4 protein-coding genes are annotated in these 2,640 nt (G+C 62.8%); 2 read left to right on the top strand and 2 right to left on the bottom strand.

Annotated elements, in window-relative coordinates:
* Nucleotides 1-389 (bottom strand): hypothetical protein (locus tag AADA04_RS08375; protein WP_340692804.1); only part of this gene is annotated, 389 nt, incomplete at its 3' end.
* Nucleotides 390-565: 176 nt separating this feature from the next.
* Here AADA04_RS08375 and AADA04_RS08370 point away from each other — a divergent pair.
* Nucleotides 566-832: a DUF5676 family membrane protein gene (locus AADA04_RS08370; RefSeq protein ID WP_340692803.1), complete on the top strand. Its 267-nt coding sequence runs from the start codon at nucleotides 566-568 to the stop codon at nucleotides 830-832.
* A 51-nt stretch (nucleotides 833-883) separates the two neighbouring features.
* Nucleotides 884-1,255, top strand: a complete 372-nt coding sequence (locus AADA04_RS08365) for a hypothetical protein (protein ID WP_340692802.1) — start codon at nucleotides 884-886, stop codon at nucleotides 1,253-1,255.
* 58 nt (nucleotides 1,256-1,313) lie between these two features.
* Here the strand turns inward: AADA04_RS08365 and AADA04_RS08360 are convergent, their stop codons facing one another.
* Nucleotides 1,314-2,477: an acetyl-CoA C-acetyltransferase gene (locus AADA04_RS08360; RefSeq protein WP_340692801.1), complete on the bottom strand. Its 1,164-nt coding sequence runs from the start codon at nucleotides 2,475-2,477 to the stop codon at nucleotides 1,314-1,316.
* Nucleotides 2,478-2,640: the final 163 nt, after the last annotated feature.

Raw genomic sequence — 2,640 nt, 5'->3', positions numbered from 1 at the left:
GTACGGGTCAGGTGTCTTGGGATGGGGCCGATCCGGACCAGCCCTGCGCTTGCGCTTGGGCCTTCTGCGGGGCAATCGCAATGCGATTGCTGACCCCTTCGCAGTCCCGGCGTTCGGCGGGGACACGGATGTGGGGTGGCTGTCAGCGCAAGCCTCAAACGATCCGACACGGGTGCACGGAAAATGCCCGGATGCGGCCCGGAAAGGTCATCCGACAACTGGATGATGACGACGCGGCCATTCCACATGACGCCCCAGAGCATCTGGCTGCCGGGACCACCGACCGCCCGGAACCATTTCCTCAAACGCTGGATGCGCCAGAAGATCAGCGGCCAGATTGGCAGCAGGTACCAGGGCAGGCCCGGCATGGGGGTGAGGAGGCTGAACATTGCGGCGCATTATACGCGCAGGTCGGGAGGGGGTGGATAAGTTGCGATAGACCGCACGAATTCCGTGGCCAAAACCGACAGCCCGCCTGTTGATTCACGTCAAGGCAGCGCGGTCGCTATTGCCGTTCCTGTACATGAGGCGCATGTTTAATTTCATTTCAAGGCGCGCCTGAATCATGAAGCTCAACGCAAACAAACTATTCATCGCTGTTTCACTGACCGTGGCTATCGGCTGGCTGGTCTGCGTGGCACTCGTCGGATTTGCCCCCGGAAGCATGATGACCATGAGCGGGCACATGATGCATTCCGATTTCCGCGGCATGTCCTGGAGCCTGAACATGACCGGCATCGTCGCAGGCCTGTTCATCTGGAGCCTGTCAGCCGGAGCGCTCGCATGGCTGGCGGCCACGATCTACAATTTCCTGCATAAGGACGAAACCTAGCGCACCAACATGACGTCAGTCGTCAGATTGACACAACAGGAGCCTGACAAGATGACCAACCCCTTCCGAACAACGACCTTAAGACTCGCTACCGCCAGCCTGTTGTGCCTGTCGGCAATTGGACTGGCATCCTGCGCCTCCTGGCATCCGAACCAGGCGCAGATGCAACATACCGAGCAGATGGGGCAGACAGAACAAAACGCCACCCCCACGCAAGCCGACTGCATGGCGATGAAGCAGCAGATGATGGCCGATATGCACGGCGGGGACAAAAGCGCCATGTCGCCCGAGATGATGGCGACGCATCAGGCCTGCATGGACATGATGCCGGACATGATGAAGGACTGCCCCAAGATGGAATCGGGCATGTGCACCATGATGAAATCCGATGACGGATCAATGATGCCGCAGACCGACGAATAGATCGCCGCGCCAAAGGGGACGTAATGCGGGGAGGGCTGAACCGCCCTCCCCGCTCCGATCAGGCCATCTCGATGATGGTGACGTTGGCGACGCCGCCGCCTTCGCACATGGTTTGCAGGCCCCAGCGCTTGCCGCGGGCTTTCAGGCCGTAGATCAGCGTGGTCATCAGCTTGGTGCCGGTGGCGCCGAGCGGGTGGCCCAGCGCAATGGCGCCGCCATTGACGTTCAGCTTTTCCGGGTCGGCGCCGGTATGCTTCAGCCAGGCCAGCGGGATCGAGGCGAAGGCTTCGTTGACCTCGTAGAGATCAATGTCGGACATCTTCATGCCGGCGCGCTGAAGGGCGCGGTCTGTGGCAAAGAGCGGCTCTTCCAGCATGATGACCGGGTCGCCTGCCGTGACGGTGAGGTTGTGGATGCGGGCGAGCGGCGTCAGGCCGTAGCGCTTGACGGCCTCAGCCGAGGCGACCAGCACGGCGGAGGCGCCGTCGCAGATCTGGCTCGACGTGCCAGCGGTGAGGATGCCGCCTTCAGCCATTGTCTTCAGGCCGGCCAGGACTTCCCGCGTGGTGCCCGCGCGGATGCCTTCATCGGTATCATGGATCGCGGTCTCGCCTTCGGGCGTGACGAACTCGACCGGCACGATCTCGTCCTTGAAGGCACCGGCGGCGGTCGCCGCTGCGGCGCGGCGCTGGCTCTCGACGCCGAACGCGTCGGTATCGTCACGCGTGAAGCCATGCTTCTTCGCGACCATTTCGGCACCGGCAAACTGGCTGAAGCCTTTGACGCCGTATTTCTGCTTGATCGCGTCGGAGATGGGCGAGATGCCGGAGCCGGGCAAATAGTTCGAGCCCATCGGTGCGCGCGACATGGATTCAGCGCCTGCGGCGATGATGACATCCTGCGTGCCGGACATGATGGCCTGCGCCGCGAACTGGATGGCCTGTTGCGACGAACCGCACTGGCGGTCGATCGTGACGGCGGGAACGCTGTCAGGCAGCGACGAGGCGAGCACGGCCATGCGGCCAAACTGGCCTGCCTGTTCGCCGGCCTGCGTGACGCAGCCGAAGATGACGTCTTCTATGACCGAGGGGTCGATGCCCGCGCGGGCCACGACAGCATCGAGCGCCTTGGCGCCGAGGTCGTTTGCGTGGATGCCCGAGAGGCGGCCATTGCGGCGGCCCCCGGCGGTGCGCACTGCGGCGCAGATATAGGCGTCTGCCATGGGTGTTTTCCTTCCTTTGCGCCGCCTGGCGGCGGTGACTTCACGAGTGATGGAAGGAGTGTAGGCGGGGTTCCCTAAGGGTGAGCAAGGGGGGTGTTGAGGATGAGGTGGAAACGCAGACAAGTTTCCGTCAAGGCAACCAAATCACCGCCGATACCTGCGC

Origin of the sequence: Hyphomonas sp. (assembly GCF_037969335.1) — a bacterium.
GTDB lineage: Bacteria > Pseudomonadota > Alphaproteobacteria > Caulobacterales > Hyphomonadaceae > Hyphomonas.
Note: the sequence above shows the minus strand (reverse complement) of the source record. Positions and strands in the feature narration are given on the sequence as shown.

Bases quoted from the DNA above. Each gene is read 5' to 3' on its own strand.
- AADA04_RS08370 (WP_340692803.1), top strand. From the start codon at position 566: ATGAAGCTCAACGCAAACAAACTATTCATCGCTGTTTCACTGACCGTG.
- AADA04_RS08365 (WP_340692802.1), top strand. From the start codon at position 884: ATGACCAACCCCTTCCGAACAACGACCTTAAGACTCGCTACCGCCAGC.
- AADA04_RS08360 (WP_340692801.1), bottom strand. From the start codon at position 2,477: ATGGCAGACGCCTATATCTGCGCCGCAGTGCGCACCGCCGGGGGCCGC.